The following is a 17,936-nucleotide window of genomic DNA, read 5'->3' as shown; positions in this document are numbered from 1 at the left end:
AATACAATAATCATTGAAATGATGAGGTGTTAGAATGGAAAAAATTTTAATAACTGATGTTGGTTTGGCCCCTTCTGAAAATGTTATAAAGTCGTTAAATAAATCGTTAATCAAGGAAGAGATAATTGGCGTGGCAAGAAATCCGTTACATCTTATTACTTCTAAAGCTCAAACAAAACGTCATATACCTTATGAATATGTATTAGGGAAAGATTATAAAAAGTCTTTTTTGAGGATTTTGGAAAAAGAAAAGCCAGGTCTTGCTGTTATCATGAATGATAAAGAGATCTTAGAAATTTCAAAATTTCGCGATGACATAAATGCATTAGGAACAAAATTGTATATACCCAGGCATGGGGTAATTGAAAAGTGTACAGATAAATTTGAATCATATAAAATCTGGCAAGCAGAAGGGATTAAAGTTCCTAAGACAATGATAATAAATGATATATCAGATTTAAAAAAAGCATTATCTAACCTTGGGGACAAAGAAGGAAAAGTCTGGTTAAGAGCAACAGTTGGAGCGGGTGGCAGGGGTGCTTTACCAACCAGTAACTATGAGTTTGCTAAAAACTGGATTGACACATATAAAGGTTGGGGGACTTTTACCGTTTCGGAATTACTCCAATCTACTAAAACAGTAACTTGGCTTTCCATTTGGTATGAAGGAGAACTTGTTGTTGCGCAGACAAGGAAGAGAAATTCTTGGGGATTTCGAAATCGTAATTTATCCGGTGTTACTGGAGTAACTGAAGTGGGAGAAACGTACTCTAATGAACATGTCAATAGAATCGCAATAGATACAATATTTGCAATTGATAAAAAGCCTCATGGAATTTATGGAGTAGATATGACATATGATCAAAATGATATTCCAAATCCTACAGAAATTAATATGCGCCTTTTTACCACTTGTTACTTCTTTACAGAGGCTGGACTTAATATGCCTGAAATTTACAAAGATATTATCCTATATCAGAAGTTTCCGATCCTCGAGAAGAAAATCAATCCATTACCAGATGGCTTGCTCTGGATTAGAGACATGGATAGGGAACCTTTACTAACAACAGAGGAAGAAATTCACAAATTAATCCAATAATAAAAAATTTGAGCCACAAAGTAATGATTACGTTGTGGTTTATTTTTATTAACATATTTTAGGGGAATTTTATTAAACATTTCTAAGATTAAAGTGAGCTGATAGGTATGTTTTTAGATTACTATCAAATTAAAGAACTAGATGAAGAGTTTGGGTCTTCATTTTACTTACTGGATATCAATAAAATAAGGAACAATTATAAAAAAATTGATAACGCTTTTAGAAGTAGATACGAAAACTTTATTATAGGTTATTCATATAAAACAAATTATTTACCTTATTTATGTAAAGAGATGATTAAGTTAGGTGCATATGCTGAGGTTGTTTCTAGATTAGAGTATGATTTAGCCATAAAAATAGGGGTTGATCCTGAGAAAATTATCTTTAACGGACCATTAAAAACGTACGAAGATATTGAAACTGCCAAGGATCAAGGAAGCATATTAAATATTGATTCACTTTATGAAATAGATTATGTAACAAAGTATTGTTTGAAAAATCAAAATAAGCACGTAAAAGTTGGGCTTAGGGTAAACTTTGATATTTCTAATAATGGACAAAAGGTCCTTCAAGAAGGATATGATATAAGCCGATTTGGAATCTGTGTTTCTAATGGAAATTTTCAACATGCTGTTCAAGAGCTTAAGAAATTAGAAAATATTCATATCGTTGGATTGCATGGTCATTTTTCTACAAGAGATAGGAAGACCGAAACGTATCGTAACATAACAAAGGGTCTATGTAGTTTAGCAAAACAATATATTGGGGATTCAGTTGAATATATAGACATAGGGGGAGGAATTTATGGAGATATGCCGGCTGCCTTCAACCTGAAAACCCCTAGTTTCGATGATTATGCAGAAGCAGTTTGTTCTGTCATGAACACTGAGTTTAGGGAAAAAGAACGAAAACCTTATTTAATATTAGAACCTGGAGTCTCTATGGTAGCCAATGCATTTACATTCATTACAAAGGTTATTGAAGCAAAAAAAGTTCAAGATAAATATTTTGTCCTAATAGATGGTAGTGTCCACAATATTAAACCCACCATGCATAAACGAAATCTTCCTATGCAAATCGTGAAGCAATGTCATGATTTGAAGCAAATGGAAATTTATAACATAGTAGGTTATACCTGTATGGAAAAAGATCACTTAGCGTATGATGTTCAGGGAGAATTGCCTACGAGAGATGATTATATCATTTTCAAAAATGTCGGGGCTTATACGATTGTTTTTAACCCGCCATTTATTAAAGAAAGACCAGGCATTGTAGCATTTGACTGCAATGAATATTTTGTAGTTCGCAAAAAAGAAAGTTTAAAGGAGTTTTTTAATGAAGACCTTTATATTTTTTAAATAAGAATTAGAGGGATGTTTAATGAATATTTTATTATGCAGTGCAGGCAGGAGAGTAAAATTAGTCAGTTATTTTAAAGAGGAGCTAAGTAAATTTGGCGGCAAGGTAATAGCAATAGATTGTGATCCAACAGCCCCAGTCTTACATCTTGCAGATCATGCAGAAATCGTTCCACTTATCACCGAACCGGAATATTTACATCATATTAAACAATTATGCAAAAAACATGAAATTAACGCAATCTTGAGCCTTATTGACTCGGAATTAAGTTTACTAGCAGAGTATAAAGAGGAGTTTGAAAAAGAGCATATTAAAGTTATCGTTTCAGATAAAGATGTTGTAAAAATTTGCTTTGATAAATATCTTACATTTAAATTTCTTCAAAAACATAATTTTCCAGCAATCCCAACCTACTTAATGATAAATGAAATAGTAGCTGATCTTGAAAATAATCGCTTAACGTTTCCATTAATTTTGAAGCCCAGAATGGGTAGTGCCAGTATTGGAATTTCAATCATTAATTCAATTGAGGAACTATTCACTCTTTGGAAAGAAAATAGTGAATTAATTGTACAGCCGTTAATACAAGGAAATGAATACGGCGTTGATTGCTATGTTGATTTATTAAGTAAAAAGGCAACGAATATTTTTTGTAAAAGAAAAATAAGGATGAGAGCTGGAGAAACAGACAAATCTATTGCTGTAAACGATGAAAGTTTACTTAAGTTAATTGAAAAGCTAATAAAAGTCCTAGGTCCGATTGGACCGATTGATATTGATTGTTTTAAAACTGATTTAGGGTACATTATTTCAGAAATAAATCCAAGATTTGGCGGTGGGTATCCTCATGCACATGAAGCAGGGCAAAACTTTGTTAGAAATATAATAAATAATCTAAATGGATTTACTAATAAGGCTGAAATTGGGAATTATTCTGAAGGTTCAGTAATGATCAAGTTTGATGATGTTATGCTGCTTACCTCTAAGAGATTAAATAGAATTGATAAAATCTAATGAAAGTGGGTATTCAGTTTAAGATAGTGGAAGATTTCAATTGTTTTGGTCATTATGATCTATCATATAGGAAGCACCTCTTCTGTTTGGTAGTGTATTCTCGTCAAATCCACTATACCAAAGAACGAGGTGCTTTTTGTATTTATAAAGGATTTTGTCAAGGACAAAATAGAATCTGGGAGGATTCCTAAAGAACCGAGTGTTGCGCATAATTATTTAGGTGCGAAGTTTGAGTAATTAAGGAATAAATAGAAACTATCAAGATGACACTCACTTTCTTGGAGTGTCATTTTAATTTATAAAAATTAATAAAGAAGAAAAATGATATATTAAATTGAAATAGCGATATTTAACAAAAAATAAAAACAAAGGACGATATTATGATAGATTTTTTGAAAAATCGACTTTTTTTAAGGATTGTTCCTATTTGCTACATGTTATTTATTTGGCTCCAGTCCAGTTTCTTTAACCCAGAATCAGTTGGTAATCTTCCTTTCCATATAAGTTTGCCTATATTGATCATGATCGGAATTGGTTTCGAACTAGCACATCTTTTTGAATTCGGTTTACTTTATTTATTTTTTATTTTGGCCTTTCTTAGTTTTGGAGAAATTGGAAAAGGTAAGGAGTTAATCTCGATTACTCTCTCCGTCTCCTATAGCCTGATTGATGAAATACATCAAATTTTTGTTCCATTCAGAACCTTTTCAATGGGCGACCTTATTAAGGACATAATTGGAATCATTGTGATGTGGTGGATTATCCATAAAAGTTATTTTATAAATAAAAATTCACGATTTGGAGTATTTTTGAGAAAAATAAGCTCTACTGTTTAATCATGAAACAGAAGTAGCAGAATTATCATCCGACCCACGAATAAGAATTTTTTAATATGTGGGTCTAATAGGTATTAAGAAATTATTTATATAAAAATACGTTCAAGCTGGCCTTACGGTCAATAGTCGCTAGTAAAACATCATGAACATCTGTTTGATGTTGGGACTTTAAAGTGTTCACAAGCCAGTCTTCTTCTTTATTTATGTGTTGCAAAACAGAAAAGTCAATCCTTCCTTCTCTTATTATCGTCTGCGGGAGATCAAATGGTTCAGTTTGAAGCTGATAGAATGACGGTGTAATAGCTTCAAATTGCGGGTCCAAGAAAAAGGAGATCTCTCCATCAGATTCCCATAAGGCTAACGCTACTTTTTTAACGTCCTCAATTTTTTCTTTCCGCAATTCCGCCAATAAATCATCGATTGATATTCTGGCCCGTTTTAACCCTTTATATAGGATTTCTCCTTCCTTAATAAGTGGGAAAGGGGCAGAATTAATGGCTTTTCGTAGCCCTGGCCATTTTAAACTCAAAAAAATGCCTAGCAAATACAGCATTACGATGATAATTGTTGTGATCACTGATCCCTTTAATCCAATTCTTTGGTCCGATAAGGGATGGGCAATGATGTTTCCAAGGATTAACGCGATAACAAAATCAAGTAATCTTAATTGTGAAATGGCACGAGTACCCATTATTTTCACAGTTAAGATTACAAATATAAAAGAGACTGCTGCTCTTAATATCCACTCTAATATCGTTAAAGATTCCTGGCTATGGAAAAAATGCAATTAGGACACATCCTTTACGACATACGTCCTCTTTAGATTGTCACGGATTCACTCTTTTTACACCTTATGCCTGAAAGGTTTTTTAAAACCAGGTTAGACATTTTTCTTATCCAGTAAGGTCCCTATTCATGTAAAAACTTTACACAAACTGGATATGGCACAGCAATATCTGATTGAATTAAAGTAAGCTTGCCTGAATTCTTATCCCGTGAAAATAACACAAGATTACCCGATTCCTGATTCGAAGCTACAATGAATTTTTCGGACGGGTCTAATTCAAAATCCCTCGGCCAATCCCCTTCAGTGGAAACATGTTCCACAAAGTTAAGCTCTCCCGATTCCTGGTTTACACTAAATACAGCGATGCTATTATGTCCGCGATTGCCTGCATAAATAAAGCGTCCATCAGAAGAAATATGAATCGCACTGCCTTGATTATTTTCCGTGAAACTAGCAGGCAATGTGGAGATATATTGTTTTTCAGTAAAATGGCCATCTTTCTCATAGTATGTTAAAACGATGACTTCAGAGCTGAATTCGGTCATGATGTAAGCAAACTTACCATTGGGGTGAAAAACCAAATGCCTTGGGCCACTGCCAGCTTTTAATGGCAAGAAGTTTGCTTTTGTAAGTGTGCCGTCATCCTCCACGGAATATGTAATTAGGGCATCAATGCCTAATTCAACCACCGCTAGATATTTTTCATCAGGTGTAAGCTCCACATAATGGGAATGAGGTTTTTCCTGGCGAGGGTCTGGTCCAGAGCCTTCATGCTTAATCACAGACGCCACGGGCTGGATAGAACCATCCTCCTGATTAATGATGCGGGAATCGACTAATCCTTTATGGTAGTTTGCGCTGAACACATAGCTGTTTTGGCTGTCAACACTTACATAACAAGGCGGTGATCCGGCAAGCACGTCACTGTTAATGTCTGTAAGAGTGCCGTCTTCACTTATGGAAAAAGCAGCCACACCACCATCTTCGCCCTTTTTTATGACAGAATAAAGGTAGCGTTGGTCCTTACTGATAGTTAAATATGTAGGATTTTCTATCTGTGCCGCGACCTTAATATTTTCTATCTTTGCTATATGAGGGTCAAAGGTAAAAGAGTAAATCCCTTTACTTTCCCCTTTTGTATACGTTCCAATATAACCAATGTACTTTTTACTCGTGTTTGTCATCTTCTAAACTCCTTGAACTGATAAAATTAGTAACTACACTAATAATATCCTACTATTAATTAAAAGCTACTCATTTGTATTTTTAGCTATGTACTAGAGATTTTTTATTTGCATTATTGATTGGGATAGGTAATATTTAAATTATCTGGACAAAAACGTTGTCCTTTTTTCATATACGTCATTAAAAGGAGTCTGATCATGGCAAATAACAACAAAAACAAGAAAACTGAATCGAAATCATCATCCAAGTTCATTTTCTGGATTATTGGTTTGATTGCTGTTGGCATTTTAGCGCTCATTGTCTTTGGTAATCAATCAAAGGACCAAAAGGAATCAAAAGGAATTAATATCGATTATAGTAATCAACCTTTCTTAGGTGAGGAGTCTGCTCCAGTCTCGATTATTGAGTTTGGTGATTATAAATGCCCGAATTGTAAAGAATTTGCACAAGGCGTCGTTCCGACTATTCAAAAAGAGCTTGTTGATACTGGGAAAGCCAAGTTTTATTTTATGAACGATTCTTTTATCAATGTGGATTCTACACGCTCTGCTAAATTTGCTGAATCGGTTTTTCATGAGCTAGGAAATGAAGCATTTTGGAAATTCCATGACCTTCTATTTGAAAAGCAGCCTGAAGATCCTCAATATGAAAAAATCGATGTGTTTACTGAAAAATTCTTAATTGACACTTTAAAGGAAATGGCCAATGATCAAGAAGTGGAAAAGGTTGTGAAACATTTCCAAAGCGAGAAATCCAAAGAGGCATTGGATAAAGATATGAATTACGTTGAAAAGCTAGGAGTTACTGGCACGCCAACCATTTTCGTGAACGGGAAGAAGTTCGAAGGACAGAATATGGATGATTTAATCTCTATGGTAGAAGAAGCTTCTAAGGAGAAGAAATAGTAATGAGTAAATCTCTGATTCTTGCCTGGATAGCTGCAATTATTGCCACACTTGGCAGCTTGTATTTTAGTGAAGTGATGCACTTTATTCCCTGTACTCTTTGTTGGTATCAGCGGATTTTTATGTATCCATTAGCGATTATTCTAGGGATTGCGGTCTATCGGAATGATAAAAGAATCTACCAATATGTACTCCCGTTTTCAATCATTGGGGTGCTGATATCTGGGTATCATACATTATTACAAAAAATCCCCTACCTTCAGCAATTTGAAATGTGTACATCTGGGGTGCCGTGTTCGAAGGATTACATTAATTGGCTTGGATTTATTACGATTCCATTGCTTGCATTGATTGCATTTATTATTATTACGATAAGCATGATAGTTTTAGCTCGCAGCCTAAAAGAAGAAGAGACGATCCGCGGATAGTCTCTTCTTCTTTTATATTCTTTGTTGTTCTTGCTGCTTCACTTTTAACCTTTCCTCCAGTATACGAACCATTTGCAGGAAATGATCTGCTTCCCTCACGACATGATCTGCTAACAATGGGTCAATAACATTTTTGATTTGGCAATTTTTGATGAAATCTAACCCTGCCTGCTTAAAGGCACGTATTTCTTGTGCGGCATTTTCACTGTCTTTATTAAGCTTGCCGATTATTGGATAGGTTGGGCTTTTCTTATATAACATCGATTCCACGTCTCTTGCCTGGTTAAGAAGAATTTCGAAATCATCACCAAATTTTAGTGCTGCTCTAACTAAATTTCGTTCCGATTGGTCAAGCAATGAGGCGATGAAACGTGAATGCTCCATCATAATCCTCAGCCAAAAGACATTTTCCTTGATAATTGCATCTTGAATTGGATCTAAAATCCCCTCATTAAATTTTTTCAACGTTCTCATAAAGTACTCGGCTTCACGGGCAATATGGTCAACAAGAAGCGGGAAGTTAAAGCCCATGACCTTACAATTGACGATCAAGATGAGCAGATTACGTTTGAAATTCCGTAAACCAAGGACGAGTTGAATTGAATCTTCATTTAACTTACGGACAGCCGTTACATTATTAGGGGTTTGGTATGCTCTTTTCTCCTGCTCCTCAAAATAATGATAAAAACGATCAGTTTGTTGAATAAGATGTTTGTCCTTCCGATTAAAGCCTTCACCTAAAAAATAGGAATGTTCTTTCATGATCCGCAGCCAAAATTTATTCTCTGTTAACGAACGTTCAATAAACATTTGCTCTGTTAATGATTCGGGAGGTGCTGCAAACGTTTCTGGGGCAATTAACATTTGATTATCGATTCCGCTAAATCCTTGTTGCTGTACCATATGTTGCCCTCCTTTAAACCTCATATCTTATTATATTTGAGATATTTTTGTTTATGATAGGTGCTGTCTTTCATGATTATGAAAATTTGGCAAAGAATAGGGGTAATAGAAACTATTCATGTGGAGGCAGAAATGAAAGCAACAGATTTAGTCGTGAGTTGTTTAGAAAATGAAGGCGTGGAATACGTTTTTGGGATAATTGGGAAAGAAGTGATTGATTTAGGCGATTCGTTGTCCGCTTCAGAAAAAATTACTTATATTCCTGTACGCCATGAGCAAGGGGCGGCATTCATGGCGGATGTTTATGGCCGTATCTCCGGAAAACCAGGAGTTTGTCTGGCAACGCTTGGACCTGGGGCAGCAAATCTATTAACAGGAATAGCAAGTGCAAATTTAGATCATTCACCAGTCATCGCTTTAACCGGTCAAAAAGGGTTAGATCAACAGCACAAAAATACTCATCAGTATATTGATATCCAAAAGGTCTTCGAATCTGTATCGAAATGGTCTATACAAATAAAAGCAGCAAATACAATTCCTGAAATCATCAGAAAATCTTTTCGAATGGCAACTGAAGAAAAAACAGGAACTGTGGTGATTGAATTACCTGAAAATATTGCTGCCGAAAATGTGATTACAAAGCCATTAGCCGTTAAAAGCCTGCCAAAAAGTGTGCCAGCTTCTGAAGCAATAAAGCTGGCCGCTCAAGTACTTAACCAAAGCGCCCGTCCCTTTATCATTGTCGGAAATGGAGTAATCCGCCAAGATGCTGTCTTGGAAGTTCAGTCATTTATTGAGCAGCTAGGATCGCCGATTGCAACAAGCTTTATGGCCAAAGGTATTTTACCTAAAGATCACCCGCAAAATTTTTACACATTTGGGTTTATGGAAAAAGACTATGTCCTTCGGGGATTTGAGGAAGCAGATTTACTCATCGTAATTGGTTTCGATATGGTCGAAAAGCTTCCGTCGGAATGGAATAAGAAAAAAGTGCCGGTTATCCATATTGCAGCAACAGTAGCAGATATTGATGAATATTATCCCGTTCATGTTGAGTTAGTAGGCAACCTTAAAGAAACACTGCCCCTTTTTCTAGCCAATAACCTAAAAGCAAAACCTTGGCAGCCCTCGGGAGGATTAAAGAGTCGTATTGAAGAGTCCTATTCAATTGTTGAAAAAGGAAATACAGATTCTTCTTTAACAATTGAAACACTCTTACATGTACTTGAAAGAGTTCAGACTAAGCAAACAATCGTTATTTCAGATGTAGGTTCACATAAAGTTACGATTGCAAGAACCTATCAACCAAAGCATACGAAACAACTAATTATTTCAAATGGTTTTGCCTCCATGGGCATTTCTATCCCAGGTGCAATCGGGGCAAAATTAGCTGCTCCTGAAAAAACAGTCATTTGTGTTACCGGGGATGGTGGGGCATTAATGAATTTTTCTGAACTAGAAACCGCCAAAAGGCTGGGAGTGTCTTTTGTCATCATCTTATTGAATGATTCGATGCTGAAGCTCGAAGTCGATACAATGAGGAAAGAGTTTGGCGATAGTTTCGGGGTTACTTTTACCAATCCGGATTTTGTTAAGTTAGCAGAAAGCTACGGAGCGAGAGGAATGAAAGCAACTAACTTGGATGAATTTGAAGCAATGTTAATAGAAGCAATGAATTCGCAAGGTGAAATTGTGCTGATTGATACCATAGTGCAATGAGGTTAATTGAAAAGTTAATGAATGATGACCAAGCACACCTAATATTTTTATGTGGTGTACATCGTTGATTTTGGTTATCGAAAACCACCTGGCAGCGGGGAAGGGGATATTCCGAATACCGGGGTTATTTGCAAGGTAACAAAAATCTAAATAGCAACAACAATGGACTTTCAATTCTTGAGGAACTATAACACAGCAGCTAAAAGATCCGATTTTTCAATCTAATATGTAAGCATAAAAAAGAGCGGTCAAACCAATGGGTTTCCGCTCTTTCCTTACTTCTTGGAGCAGTTTGTTTAAAGATTAGTACATACCGCCAATAAAAGAAACTCCAACAATGATCAATAGGATAAACAACACAACAATTAAAGCAAAGTTGCTGGAAATGTGTCCAGACATATTAATCACCTCCTCCGTCAAATAATTATAATGTATGCATGTATCAAAAGATTTGAAATGGACAAGTGCACAGTATAGAAAAAAAGGAGGTAAAGGAACGGATAAATTGAGGGGGAACGTAGGGATCTGAAGCCAAAGGCTGTCCTCAAAAGTCGTTAAAAATGATTTTGTAAAAGAAGAAAATGACGTGTGCCAATTCACACGTCATTTCTCATTCCATTGTTCGTTTAGTACCTATAATTGAACTCTTTACCTGCACATTGGTTCAGCCTTATATATTATTGCATCATATCATAAACAGCTTTGGTTTGTTTGTTTACACCGTACCAGCCCCAAGTTGTAGTGTGACCTTCGCCAGTACTTGGATTATCAACAACAAATTCATATACATGGATTACGTAGTCTCCATTATCAGCATCATGATCATAAACAACTTTTACATTTTGTTCAGATGTAATGTTAAGATGCTTTTTTACTAAATCCACCGCTTGTTCATGTGTAAGTGTCTTGTTTGCTTCTTCCTGTTTTTGCTTTCCTTCTTCTTTCTTTTTCCCTGCCTCTTCTTGCTGCTGTTTTTCCTGCTCAGCGGCATTCTTCTTTTTCGTAGTTTCGGTAAGTAACGCAGCAGCATCTTTTGCCATTGTTTCAATTTCTGCAACGTCAGGTAAATTAGTTGTTTCAGCAATTTCTTTAAAAACCGCAGCTGCTTGATCAAACTGACTGTCCTCTAAAAGTGTTTTTCCTTTTGTCATTTTTTCTTTCATTGTTTCCGAAACCGATTTTGCCTGTTGAATTTCTTTTAAGAGTGTATTAGCTTGTTTCTTGACTTTCCCATCTAATTTTTCAGAAGAATTCTCTTTTAACAGCTTATTTATCGAATTGATGGCAGCATCAAAGTCCCCGCCGTGGTATAGTTTACGGCTTTCTAGTAAGGTTTGAGCATAATGAAGATAATTTTTTGCTTCAGCCGTTTCTTTCTCTTCTAAAGCATTTTCAAATTTATTGATCGCTTGATCATAGTCTCCTTTTTGCAATGCGATTTTTCCATCAGCAAAACTTTCTGTATAGGCTTTTGGAGTACATGCCGAAAGGATAAGTGCAGTTAGGATAAGTAGTGTGAGTCTTTTCATTTCAATTCCCCCGTTAGTCCTTTTGATAGGATGGATGTTAGTTAAAATTGTACAGTTTACGACAGAATCTGACAATATTAAAAAAGGACACCTGCCCTAATTTAGAGTGGGCAGATGTCCTTTCACTATCTTAACTGTATTGCGGGCGAAGCTTTGAGCGTTTATTGACATGCTGCTCGGCACTTAAAGCAGCAATTGCCCCATCTGCAGCAGAAATGACAGCTTGTTTTATTGGGGTCCTTCGGGCATCACCGCCGGCAAAAACACCATCTACATTCGTACGCAAGTGATCATCTACCATGACATAGCCTTCTTCATCCCTTTTTACCGCGTCCTTTAAGAAGTCTGTGCCTGGTTTCATACCGCCAAGGTATAAGAAAACTCCATCAACATGCCATTCTTGTTCTTCTTTTTTATCATTAAGAATCACAATTTTCTCAACGCTGTCTGTTCCAACGATTTCTCGAACTCGATGACGGCGATAGATTTCTACCTTCGGATTATTTTCTAGTGAGGTAAGATCTGCATTCCCTTTTAATTGCTCAAATGGAATTAATAATTTCACCGTTTTGCAGTACTTAGCCAGTGTGTCAGCTTCATGAATGGCTTCATCATTATCACCGACAACGGCAACAACCAGATCCTGATAAAAGGCTGCATCACAGGTTGAGCAATAGCTTACGCCACGGCCAGTGAAGTCCTCTTCACCCTTAATTTTATTGGATGGGGCTTTGGCACCAACACCAATAAAAACACTTTTCGCTTTAATGGTTCCCTCAGCAACCTCAATTTTCTTTATTTCATCTGAAAAATCAACGGATAGAACCGTTGAGCGAACAAATTCTGCTCCAAAGTCTTTTGCTTGTACTTGCATTCTCGTTAATAGCTCCAAGCCTGTTAATTCCTCGCGAACCCCCGGATAGTTCGCAATTTTATGGGTAATCGCCAGCGTTCCTGCTTTTGGGGCTTTATCAATGACGAGTGTTTTTAATTTCCCACGAGCAGCATAAACAGCAGCAGAGGCACCTGCAGGCCCGCCGCCAATTGTCACAAAATCATACACATCAGAAAGGACCTTTTCATTAACAGGTTGGAAAATCCTATCAGTAATCTCTCCTTTGGTGTCAGACACCAAATTTACTGCGTCTGTAGTGTTTTTGGTGTCAGGCACCGTTACTACAGCAGGTGCAGTGTTTTCCTCTTGTGAAAGTCCAAGAAGCTTGTTTAATTTTTTCTCTTGAAAGCCTAGGACTAGCTTCCCATTAATTAGGGTTGCCGGGGTTCCATATATTTTCCGTTCTTTTAATTGATCAAAATATTCTTTATGTATGGAAGCATTGCGTTCTTCAAATTCAACGCCATGATCCTTTAGGAACGATTTTACTTTTTCACAATAGGGGCATCCAGTACTGCTATAAACGATTACTTCATGTTTGGACACTTTCTCAAACCTCCAAAATTATTTTTTCTTATTTTAATAATAATGTAATTACTAAATAAAAGTCAAACCTTTTTGATAATCATTCTAATTTAAATAAAGAGGAAAAGTCCAACAATGTGAAGTGTTGGACTTTAAATACTTATAGTGATTTACCAAGGAATGCTGTTAACATCCAAACGTGTTTTTCTAGACCCGAATGAATTGCAAGTAACATATCTCCCGTTGTTTCATCATCTAATTCCCCTGCAAAACTCATGCCTTCCTTTAATTCACCAATGATAACTGAGAAGTCATTAATGATGGACTGAACCATTTCATCAGCAGTTTCATTACCGGTTGCTTCTTGAATCGATGAAATTTCAAGGCATTCCTTCATGGTAGCTACAGGTTTTCCGCCAATTGCCAGCAGACGTTCTGCTAATTCATCGACATGCAGTCCTGCTTCATTGTAAAATTCTTCAAATTTAGTGTGCAGGGTGAAAAATTGTCCTCCCTTTACATACCAGTGGTAGTTATGTAGCTTGATATACATTACTGACCAATTCGCAATTTGCTTGTTTAATACACTCACTAAATGATTTTCCACTAAAAAAACCTCCTTTAGATTGCCTTCCTTTATATTATTACCAAAGTTTAATATGGAATCCTGTATCAATTTGAGGAATTTGTTGTCAATTTAGTGAAGTTTTCGGGGGAACAGCGGCCTTAGTTATATTACAAGCATGCAACACAGTGTAATAATGGAGCCTTAACTATCCACGCGAGGGATTATTAGGAAAAAAGCATAAAATGGTTGATTATTCCAATTAATAGAGAAACACAGTTATGGCAGGTCTCCTTTTAGTTGGAAATGCATTACCATTTATTGGTCGGTGAATAAGAATGTTACAACTGATAGCCTTAGTAGTAGAGAGACGGACACACTAACAGGAGGTAATAAAATGAATAAACTTAAAAAGCTAGTAATTGCATCTGGATTAATTTTATCAATGTCAGCGTTTACGTTAAATAGTACAACTGAAGCAGCAACGACTACACATAAAGTGCAATCTGGTGAAACGTATTGGAAAATTGCTACTAAGTTCGGAGTTCCAGTTACTAATTTAATGAAAGCAAACAATGCAACTAGTAGTGCTCTAAATGTTGGTCAAAATCTAGTAATCCCTAATTCTACTATTACTGAAGCAGAAAAAGATTTAATGGCACGTCTAGTTCGTGCAGAGGCAGTTGGAGAACCTTATGCTGGGAAAGTAGCTGTTGCTACAGTAATCTTGAACAGAGTTGCAAGTCCCGATTTTCCGAATTCTGTTAGGGAAGTAATTTATCAAATATCTAATGGACACTATGCATTTACTCCTGTCCAAAATGGTCAGATCAATCAACCAGCAGATGCAGCTTCAAAACAGGCTGTGAATGAAGCTTTAGCATTCAGAGGACAAGGGAAAGGGTCATTATTTTTCTACAATCCAAAAACATCTTCAAGTAATTGGATTTTATCACGTGAAGTAACCGTAACGATTGGTAACCACCGTTTTGCAAAATAAATTCCTATATAATGTATAGTTTATCTAATAAAAAGTATTTTAAACAAAAAAACAGTGGATTCCAAAAAAATGGGATCCACTGCTTTTTTATATCTATTTTCTTTTTACAAGAAATAATCATGCTGTCAATAAGGAAAAACAAGGGCTGAAGTTAGCCATTGTTTAACCAAGATGTTTCCGTAAGAATTGGATGACTTCAGTAAAGGCTTCTTTGACCACCGGGTTTTGCCAATCCTCATCAAATACATGCTTGCCATTAGGAATTGTAATTAACTTATTTTCCACTCCAGCTGTTTGCAGCGCATCTGACATAAGAACGGATTGCTCATACGGAACATCTTCATCCATGGTTCCATGCAAAAGCAAGGTTGGTGGATATTCAGGATTGATAGATTGAAGTGGGCAATACTTTGCCAGTTCATCCTTCTTTATTAATGGATTTATACCGCTTATTTCCTCAATCCAAACTCCTTGCTGTCTAGCATACATGTAAATAGCATATCGTTTCTCAATCGGTCCGACTGTAATAACCTTATTTGAGATGAGCATTTTTGCCAGCTCTTTCGGTACGACTGTCATTCTTTGATAGTGAGGACTCGGTTTTGCTGCCCAGTCTCCAGTAATATCACCATATCCGTAAAATGAGACAATTGCTTTTGGGTTGTTTTTAAATGTCCCTGTCATTAGGGCCAGATAGGCACCTGCTGAACTTCCAATCACTGCTATATTTCTTGGATCGTAGCTAAATTCCTGATGTCCTGTGTTTTCGAGCCATTTTAGCGCGTCAGCGATATCTGCAATAATTTCAGATAGTTTCGTTTCGGGCGCTAATCGATAATCAATTGAGAATACATTAATACCTGCAGAAAGATACAAATCAATCTGCTCTTTCTTCATATCCTCGCGTGAGCCCCAAAACAAACCGCCGCCGTGAATATAGAGGACTACTGGGCTATTTTTTAAGGAAACAGGATAAAAATCAGCCATAATCTCAAAACTATCTGTGCTTTTGTATACAATTGTTGTTTTCATCTTTCGGTTTCACACACTTCTTCCTAAAATAATCGCCACACAAAAATATTACTCCTTAATTAATGTGAACAATAACGATTAAAATATTCTTTTAGTTACCTGGATAATAAGATAGAGGATTTGCAGCCAAGAAAGCTGACTTAGGCTGTGTAAACAGTGGAAACAGACACTATGAATAAATGTATCATAGCGAAGTAAAGGGAAATAACTAAATTCGAAAAATTTAACGAATTTTTAATGCCTTACCTGTATTTTTTATTACAATGCAATGGGAAAACGATTACCATTGGATAGTAAAGAACTGAGTGAGTCCGTTCCTAAAAAACGGAAACACTATTACTAATAAAAGAGGTGCATCTAGTTATGCTTTATACCATTATTAAAGAAAACTCCTACCAGGATTCCGTTAACCTAATGCTTCTCACAAATAAGGTATCGACAATGGAAGGTGTAAATAAGGTTCAAATTATGATGGGAACCCCGGCTAATAAGGATATATTTAAAACTGCCGGTCTTCATACAGAAGAATTAGAAAAAGCGGCCGCAAATGATATGTGTATTGTTGTTGATACTGATTCGGAAGACAAAATTCCCGAAGTTCTTGAAGAAGTTGATAATTACTTAAAAAATCAAGCAATCAGCAACACAAAGCAGGAATTTGAATCAGTTCGTACTTGGGATAAAGCGCTTAAAGCACTACCTAGTGCAAATATGGCGATCATTTCAGTTCCAGGACAATATGCTGCAGAAGAAGCTGAAAAAGCACTTAATAACGGATTACATGCTTTTATTTTCAGTGATAACGTAAAAATCGAAGATGAACTTCGTATCAAACAAAAAGCCCACGAAAAAGGTTTGCTTGTAATGGGTCCTGACTGTGGTACCGGAATTCAAACGGGTGTTCCTATGGCCTTTGCGAATATTGTAAGACAAGGAAATATTGGGATTGTCGGAGCATCTGGTACAGGTATACAAGAAGTGTCTACAATTATTGATCGCATTGGCGGCGGCGTAAGCCATGCAATCGGAACTGGTGGACGTGACTTATCTGAAACCGTTGGTGCGATTACCATGATGGACGCTATTAAAGGATTAGAAGCACACAAACAGACAGAAGTTATTGCTGTAATTTCTAAGCCGCCTGCAAAAGAAGTGCGTGACCAAGTGGTGAACTTACTTCAGGGTTTATCAAAACCGGTGGTTGCTATTTTCTTAGGAGAAGCTCCACATTCACATGAAGGAAATGTCCACTACGCACATACGCTTGAAGAAACAGCATTGATTGCTGTTGATCTTGCTAAGGGAAATCCTGTTAAAGCAAACTATAATTTGCTTACTTCTGAAGTGCCAGCTGTTGACTTGAAACCAGAACAAACAACGATCAAAGGACTATATTCAGGCGGTACACTTGGGTATGAAGCTGCTAATCTAATCAGCAGAGCTTTCGGGTTAGGAAAGTCCGAACACGCAGAAGAGGGCTACTTACTAAAAGTTAACGGCTTTGAAGTGGCTGACCTTGGTGATGATATTTATACACAAGGAAAACCACATCCAATGATTGATCCTGAAACAAGAGTTCAATACTTTAAAAAAGCTGCACAGGATGAGAAGACAGCCATTATCCTTTTTGATGTTGTTCTTGGTTATGGATCTCATGATGATATGGCAAGTGAATTAATCCCAGCTATTGAAGAGATTCAAAACGAATCAAAGAAAAACGGAAAAAATATTTATTTTGTCGGAACGGTTTGTGGAACAGAGCAAGATCCGCAAGGTTACCAGGATCAAAAAAATAAGTTAGCAAATGCTGGCGTCATTTTACGAGATAGCAACAACCAAGCTGTTCGTACAGCACTTGCAATGCTCGGTATCGATTTAAAAGAAGCAGATAAAGAAATGAAACCTGCTAGCAAAGTATATGAAAAACAAGATTTAACTGTTTGTCCTGCAATCGAAAAATTATTAAACGAAAAGCCAAGTGTTATTAATGTTGGTTTGAAGAAATTTACCAATGCCATTACGGAAAATGGTGGTACGGTTGTTCAGTTCGACTGGCGTCCAGTTGCAGGCGGAAATGAAAGAATGCGCAAAATCTTAGCTTTACTTCGTTAATCTTTGTGAAAAGTTTTTCAAGCTTGCGATGTAATAATGAAAT

At 36.4% G+C, this 17,936-nt stretch carries 17 protein-coding genes; 9 read left to right on the top strand and 8 right to left on the bottom strand.

Going from position 1 to position 17,936, the window contains the following annotated elements:
• The first annotated feature begins 34 nt into the window (after positions 1-34).
• The 4 genes from QNH20_RS21440 to QNH20_RS21425 all read left to right on the top strand — a co-directional run bounded on the left by QNH20_RS21440 (position 35) and on the right by QNH20_RS21425 (position 4,308).
• A complete protein-coding gene (locus QNH20_RS21440) occupies positions 35-1,099 on the top strand; it encodes an ATP-grasp domain-containing protein (RefSeq protein WP_283919963.1) in 1,065 nt (354 codons plus the stop codon).
• 107 nt (positions 1,100-1,206) lie between these two features.
• Positions 1,207-2,457, top strand: a complete 1,251-nt coding sequence (locus QNH20_RS21435) for a type III PLP-dependent enzyme domain-containing protein (protein WP_283919962.1) — start codon at positions 1,207-1,209, stop codon at positions 2,455-2,457.
• A 22-nt stretch (positions 2,458-2,479) separates the two neighbouring features.
• Entirely contained in the window at positions 2,480-3,472 is a 993-nt protein-coding gene (locus tag QNH20_RS21430; protein WP_283919961.1) for an ATP-grasp domain-containing protein, read from the top strand.
• A gap of 380 nt (positions 3,473-3,852) precedes the next feature.
• Positions 3,853-4,308 (top strand): VanZ family protein, encoded by a 456-nt coding sequence (locus tag QNH20_RS21425; protein WP_283919960.1) that lies wholly within the window; start codon positions 3,853-3,855, stop codon positions 4,306-4,308.
• 82 nt (positions 4,309-4,390) lie between these two features.
• Here the strand turns inward: QNH20_RS21425 and QNH20_RS21420 are convergent, their stop codons facing one another.
• The gene (locus QNH20_RS21420) at positions 4,391-5,095 is read right to left on the bottom strand and encodes a DUF421 domain-containing protein (RefSeq protein WP_283919959.1); all 705 of its coding nucleotides are present in this window, start codon (positions 5,093-5,095) and stop codon (positions 4,391-4,393) included.
• Between the two features lie 122 nt (positions 5,096-5,217).
• Entirely contained in the window at positions 5,218-6,279 is a 1,062-nt protein-coding gene (locus QNH20_RS21415; protein ID WP_283919958.1) for a lactonase family protein, read from the bottom strand.
• Between the two features lie 198 nt (positions 6,280-6,477).
• On the opposite strand from QNH20_RS21415, the gene QNH20_RS21410 reads away from it, so the two are divergent.
• A complete protein-coding gene (locus tag QNH20_RS21410) occupies positions 6,478-7,185 on the top strand; it encodes a DsbA family protein (RefSeq protein WP_283919957.1) in 708 nt (235 codons plus the stop codon).
• A gap of 2 nt (positions 7,186-7,187) precedes the next feature.
• Entirely contained in the window at positions 7,188-7,613 is a 426-nt protein-coding gene (locus tag QNH20_RS21405; protein WP_283919956.1) for a disulfide oxidoreductase, read from the top strand.
• A 12-nt stretch (positions 7,614-7,625) separates the two neighbouring features.
• Here the strand turns inward: QNH20_RS21405 and QNH20_RS21400 are convergent, their stop codons facing one another.
• Complete coding sequence (locus QNH20_RS21400; RefSeq protein WP_283919955.1) at positions 7,626-8,516, bottom strand: DUF2935 domain-containing protein; 891 nt, start codon at positions 8,514-8,516, stop codon at positions 7,626-7,628.
• 72 nt (positions 8,517-8,588) lie between these two features.
• Here QNH20_RS21400 and QNH20_RS21395 point away from each other — a divergent pair, with 72 nt between their 5' ends.
• Positions 8,589-10,235 (top strand): acetolactate synthase large subunit, encoded by a 1,647-nt coding sequence (locus QNH20_RS21395; RefSeq protein ID WP_283919954.1) that lies wholly within the window; start codon positions 8,589-8,591, stop codon positions 10,233-10,235.
• Between the two features lie 303 nt (positions 10,236-10,538).
• Here QNH20_RS21395 and QNH20_RS21390 read toward each other — a convergent pair whose 3' ends face one another.
• The 4 genes from QNH20_RS21390 to QNH20_RS21375 form a co-directional block, all read right to left on the bottom strand.
• Entirely contained in the window at positions 10,539-10,634 is a 96-nt protein-coding gene (locus tag QNH20_RS21390; RefSeq protein WP_283919953.1) for a YjcZ family sporulation protein, read from the bottom strand.
• Positions 10,635-10,912: 278 nt separating this feature from the next.
• Positions 10,913-11,764 carry a tetratricopeptide repeat protein gene (locus QNH20_RS21385; RefSeq protein WP_283919952.1) on the bottom strand — a complete coding sequence of 284 codons (852 nt, stop codon included), beginning with the start codon at positions 11,762-11,764 and terminating at the stop codon, positions 10,913-10,915.
• Positions 11,765-11,894: 130 nt separating this feature from the next.
• Positions 11,895-13,205 carry an FAD-dependent oxidoreductase gene (locus QNH20_RS21380; protein WP_283919951.1) on the bottom strand — a complete coding sequence of 437 codons (1,311 nt, stop codon included), beginning with the start codon at positions 13,203-13,205 and terminating at the stop codon, positions 11,895-11,897.
• Positions 13,206-13,344: 139 nt separating this feature from the next.
• On the bottom strand, positions 13,345-13,791 hold the full coding sequence (locus QNH20_RS21375; RefSeq protein WP_283919950.1) for a Dps family protein: 447 nt from the start codon (positions 13,789-13,791) through the stop codon (positions 13,345-13,347).
• A 355-nt stretch (positions 13,792-14,146) separates the two neighbouring features.
• Here QNH20_RS21375 and QNH20_RS21370 point away from each other — a divergent pair, with 355 nt between their 5' ends.
• Positions 14,147-14,749, top strand: coding sequence for a cell wall hydrolase (locus QNH20_RS21370; RefSeq protein WP_283919949.1), 603 nt, complete (start codon positions 14,147-14,149; stop codon positions 14,747-14,749).
• A 162-nt stretch (positions 14,750-14,911) separates the two neighbouring features.
• Here QNH20_RS21370 and QNH20_RS21365 read toward each other — a convergent pair whose 3' ends face one another.
• Positions 14,912-15,781 (bottom strand): alpha/beta hydrolase, encoded by an 870-nt coding sequence (locus QNH20_RS21365; protein ID WP_283919948.1) that lies wholly within the window; start codon positions 15,779-15,781, stop codon positions 14,912-14,914.
• A 363-nt stretch (positions 15,782-16,144) separates the two neighbouring features.
• Here QNH20_RS21365 and fdrA point away from each other — a divergent pair, with 363 nt between their 5' ends.
• Positions 16,145-17,893, top strand: coding sequence for an acyl-CoA synthetase FdrA (gene fdrA, locus QNH20_RS21360; RefSeq protein WP_283919947.1), 1,749 nt, complete (start codon positions 16,145-16,147; stop codon positions 17,891-17,893).
• The last annotated feature ends 43 nt before the right edge of the window (positions 17,894-17,936 follow it).

The organism is Neobacillus sp. WH10 (genome assembly GCF_030123405.1).
Classification (GTDB): Bacteria; Bacillota; Bacilli; order Bacillales; family Cytobacillaceae; genus Neobacillus.
Note: the sequence above shows the minus strand (reverse complement) of the source record. Positions and strands in the feature narration are given on the sequence as shown.